At 59.7% G+C, this 3168-nt stretch carries 4 protein-coding genes; all 4 read left to right on the top strand.

Annotation, left to right across the window (positions count from 1 at the left end):
* The coding region (locus tag ACWI6D_RS09310; protein ID WP_449134481.1) for a DNA-directed RNA polymerase subunit alpha at window positions 1-825 on the top strand (825 nt) is incomplete at its 5' end.
* A gap of 12 nt (window positions 826-837) precedes the next feature.
* Window positions 838-1332: a 50S ribosomal protein L17 gene (rplQ, locus tag ACWI6D_RS09305; protein WP_449134480.1), complete on the top strand. Its 495-nt coding sequence runs from the start codon at window positions 838-840 to the stop codon at window positions 1330-1332.
* Window positions 1333-1570: 238 nt separating this feature from the next.
* A complete protein-coding gene (locus ACWI6D_RS09300; protein WP_302937585.1) occupies window positions 1571-2314 on the top strand; it encodes an energy-coupling factor transporter transmembrane component T family protein in 744 nt (247 codons plus the stop codon).
* Between the two features lie 141 nt (window positions 2315-2455).
* Window positions 2456-3168, top strand: a 713-nt coding sequence (gene eno, locus ACWI6D_RS09295; RefSeq protein ID WP_449134479.1) for a phosphopyruvate hydratase, incomplete at its 3' end; no start/stop codon positions are given.

The following is a 3168-nucleotide window of genomic DNA, read 5'->3' as shown; positions in this document are numbered from 1 at the left end:
CTGTCTTCTCTGGACGGCGCCAAGGCGACGGCCATCCAGATCGAAGGTGTGCAGCACGAGTTCACCACGGCCGAGGGCGTCATCGAGGATATCACCGATATCGTCCTGAACGTCAAGGGCCTGGTCTTCTCGGCTCTGAGCGATGACATCGAAGAGGCTACGGCGCATGTGTCCGCCGAGGGTCCCTGCGTTGTCACCGGTGCGGACCTGCAGGTTCCCACCGAGTTCACGCTGATCAATCCCGAGCATGTTATTGCCACGGTTGCCGACGGCGGCCAGCTTGACATGACGGTGCGCATCGGCGTGGGCCGCGGTTACGTGTCTGCTGAGCGCAACAAGCGCACGGAAGACCCCATCGGCGTCATCCATGTCGACTCGCTGTTCTCCCCGGTTCGTCGTTGCACGATGAACGTCACCGACACCCGCGTGGGTCAGCGCACCGACTACGATAAGCTGGTTCTGGAAGTTGAGACGGACGGCTCCATTGCGCCTATCGACGCAGTCACCCGCGCCGCCAACATCATCAACCAGTACATGGGTGCGTTCCTCAGCCTGACCAGCACCCCCGAAGAGGAAGAGGGCGAAGTGCCGTCCATCTTTGCTCCGGAGGGTCAGGAGTCGAACGCCGAGCTCGACAAGCAGATCGAGGACCTCGACCTGTCTGTCCGCTCGTACAACTGCCTGAAGCGTGCCGGTATCCACTCGGTGCGCCAGCTGGTCGAGTTCTCCGAGAACGACCTGCTGAACATCAGGAACTTTGGTGCGAAGTCCATCGAGGAAGTGAAGGACAAACTCATTTCCATGGACCTCAATTTGAAGCAATAGGAGATACCTACCATGAGGCATAACTACAAGGGCCGCAAGCTGGGCACCGACTTCGCCCACACTAAGGCCATGAAGCGTTCCCTGGTGCAGGCGCTGTTCTTGAACGACCGCATCAAGACCATCGAGTCCCGCGCCAAGGAAATCCGCCCCGATGTTGACAAGATCATCACCTGGGCGAAGAAGGGCGACCTGCACAGCCGTCGTCTTGCCATCGCTGCGCTGGGCAACGACAAGGAGCTCGTGCGCGAGATCTTCGAGAAGGTCGCGCAGGGCATGTTCGCCGATCGTCAGGGTGGCTACACCCGCATCATGAAGCTGGGCAACCGCAAGGGCGACAATGCTCCCATGGTTATCATGGAGCTGTGCACTGAGCCGGTGGCCAAGAAGGCTGAGAAGGCCGCTGCCCCGAAGGCTGCTCCGAAGAAGGTCGAGGCTGTTGAGGAGCCGAAGGCCGAGGAGAAGGCTGAGGAAGCTGCCGAGGCTGCTGCCGAGGAGAAGGCTGAATAAGCTCAGGCTTTCAAGCAAGCTCATTTTGAAAGGACCCTTCGGGGTCCTTTCTTTTTTCAAGCAACTAGGTCGCGTGCGCTAAACCTGACAGGGGACAGGTCGCTTGTCAGGTTTTGAGACTGTGCCATGCTTGTATCGACGAGGGGTAAGAGCCCCTGATACTGCGCGCATGTCGTTATTGGCGAGGTCGAAAGCGCGTGCTATAAGCATCAAGCCTGCGTGCGCTATACTTCGCTTCATGCAATTGCAGACGAGCGCATATATTCCGGGTTCCAGCATCGTTCATACGTGCGACGCGCGCGTGAAGGTGATGCTGCTGTTTGGATTTACCATCTCGCTGTTTTGGGTGGATTCCTGGGTGGGGCAGGGTCTGCTTGCGGCACTGTGCGTTGCGTCGATTTTGCTTGCGCGAATTCCGGTTGTACGGGTGCTTGCCATGGGGATTCCCGTATATGTGTTGGCGGCATTTACAGTGGTGTTCGCATCGATAAACCAGCAGGTGGGGCTTGGACTGGGAGTTTTCTACGGCATCCGCATGATTTTACTGGTGCTGGCAAGTTTGGCGGTGGTGCTTACCACTACGTCTTCGCAGCTGACCGATGCCTTGCAATCGTTTTTGCGGCCGCTTCGCGTGCTGAAAGTCCCCGTTGACGATTTCGCTATGGTGGCCTGCATGGCGTTGCGTTTTATACCTGTGATGGCGCAGGAGCTGTGCGCGGTGCATGACGCCCAGTGGTCGCGCGGTGCTCCGTTTGCGGATGGCAGCCTTCTGAAGCGCCTGTCTGCATGGTCATCGGTGTTCATTCCTCTGTTCGTTGGCATGTTCCGCCGGGCGGATAAACTGTCCGTTGCCATGGATGCGCGCTGCTATGGGCTTGGCGTTAAGCGAAGCGTTTTGCGGCAGCCGCGCATGAACGCTGCTGATGTGGCTTCTATGGTGGGCGGACTCGCGTTCATGGCGGTTGTTGCGGTGTTCCTGTAATGCGGACTTCCGCGCACGAGCCCATTGTGCCGTCCGTCGGAGCGCGGGGGCGCTGCCGCGCACGCGTGGTATCATGCACCCGTATGGCTTGGTGCAAGTGAGGCGCCAAGGTCAAAGGAAACATCCTACAAGGAGGCATTCATGAGCGTCATCATCGATGTGTTCGGGCGTGAAGTCCTGGACTCTCGCGGCAACCCCACCGTTGAAGTGGAAGTTGTGCTGGAGGATGGTTCCTTCGGTCGTGCGGCTGTTCCCTCCGGCGCGTCTACGGGCGCATTCGAGGCCGTTGAGCTGCGCGATTGCGACAAGGATCGCTATCTGGGCAAGGGCACGCTTGATGCCGTTGGCCATGTGAACGACGAAATTGCCGATGCCCTCATCGGCTTCGAGGCAGACGACCAGCGCGCTATCGACGACGTGATGCTGGAGCTTGACGGCACGGACAACAAGGGCGCTCTGGGCGCAAACGCCATCTTGGGCGTGTCCCTGGCCTGCGCAAAGGCCGCTGCCGAATCCGCCGGCCTGCCCCTGTACAAGTACATCGGCGGTGTGAACGGCCATATCCTGCCCACGCCTATGATGAACATTCTCAACGGCGGCGTGCATGCCGACAACAACGTGGACTTCCAGGAGTTCATGATCATGCCGGTGGGCGCGGAGACGTTCGCCGAGGCGCTGCGTTGGTGCGCCGAGATCTATCACACGCTGAAGAAGGTGCTGCACGAGGCCGGCCTGGGCGGCGGCGTTGGTGACGAGGGCGGCTTCGCGCCGAACTTCACCACGAACGAAGAGCCGCTGCAGTACATCGTGAAGGCTTGCGAGGCGGCTGGCTACAAGCCCGGCGAGGACATCAT

The organism is Senegalimassilia sp., assembly GCF_977052095.1.
The sequence above is the reverse complement of the archived record's forward strand: the minus strand, read 5'-3'. Positions and strand labels throughout refer to the sequence as shown.

Coding starts and splice junctions, on each gene's coding strand:
- rplQ (WP_449134480.1), top strand. CDS start 838: ATGAGGCATAACTACAAGGGCCGCAAGCTGGGCACCGACTTCGCCCAC.
- ACWI6D_RS09300 (WP_302937585.1), top strand. CDS start 1,571: ATGCAATTGCAGACGAGCGCATATATTCCGGGTTCCAGCATCGTTCAT.